The organism is Vibrio sp. Vb1755 (assembly GCF_033338635.1).
In the GTDB taxonomy this organism is placed as follows: Bacteria; Pseudomonadota; Gammaproteobacteria; order Enterobacterales; family Vibrionaceae; genus Vibrio; species Vibrio alginolyticus.
Map to the genome: position 1 here is coordinate 1 of NZ_JAWOTA010000305.1, position 1,112 is coordinate 1,112.

Below are 1,112 nucleotides of genomic sequence, written 5' to 3' on the forward strand. Positions count from 1 at the left end.
CAAATAATCTTTGTTCCAAACAATCCCGGCGCCTGAGTATCCAAACGCCACGACTTGATCGTTATTAGGTAATAGATAAGGGGACAACCATTTCGGCACTTGCACACGCGACGACATATCAGCCAAACGATGTTCATTAGACAGCTCTTGCATCAGAAACGGCGACGAGCTCAACACCAAGTCGATATCCTTCATGTAGCTTTTGCTGAGCAATTGCAGGCTTGATTGAGTGCGTCGGTGAACCACTCGGACTTCAGCATCAGGATAGTGCTGCGTAAAGTCATCCACCAAAGCAGTGATTGGTGCTTGAGAGAAGGTCGTGAGTATCACCAACTCTTTTTCTGCTGCCATTGTGAGTGGTGCATAAAGCGCCGCACCAAGAAGTAAACGACGCCCAAATTGCTTGAAATCAGCCATCAAATTAACCAAAAACCTTAAATAGTGTGCGGTAACTCAAATCTATGAAAGATTGTCAAAAAATCTTACAGAGTATGTTTGAGTCACTATTGACGCACTTCAACCAGAACTAAGCATATTCTATCAGTAACAAGTGTCAGCCTAACGTTCTAAATTCCCGTTTTTGACTCAACCTAAATATCAATATGGGTCAATTCTGTCTCAAATTCATGCCTTTGTACTGTGCAATCTATCACTTCAAGATAGCCCTGCAACAAAACATTTGTGATTAAAACTTGGAGTGCAAGATGTTTAATTTCTTTAAAACACGCCCTGACCTCCCTCTTTCAGATGGCTCGAAAGAGGAAATGCAAGCGCGTTTCAAACGCTACCAATGGCATGTATTTTTAGGCTTGGTTTTCGGTTACGCCGTCTTCTACGTAGTTCGTATGAGTTTAGGTGTTGTTAAAAAACCGATGCTGGATGCAGGCATCGTAACCATCGAAGAACTCGGTATCATGGGTTCGGCTTTCTTCTTCACTTACGCTTTTGGTAAATTCTCGAACGGCTTCCTTTCTGACTATGCCAACATTGGCCGATTTATGTCGTTCTCTCTACTACTGTCTGGTATCACCGCAGTATTCATGGGTTTGAACACCACGGCATTCTTCTTTGTTCTGCTTTGGGGTCTAAACGGCTGGTTCCAATCTGTTGGT

General features: G+C 43.3%; 2 pseudogenes. One reads left to right on the forward strand and one right to left on the reverse strand.

The annotated features are described in order from the left end of the window. Positions 1-417 (reverse strand): annotated as a pseudogene (locus tag R7E00_RS24740) (ABC transporter substrate-binding protein); the annotation flags it as partial. Positions 418-704: 287 nt separating this feature from the next. On the opposite strand from R7E00_RS24740, the pseudogene R7E00_RS24745 reads away from it, so the two are divergent. Then, positions 705-1,112: pseudogene (locus tag R7E00_RS24745) on the forward strand (MFS transporter); the annotation flags it as partial.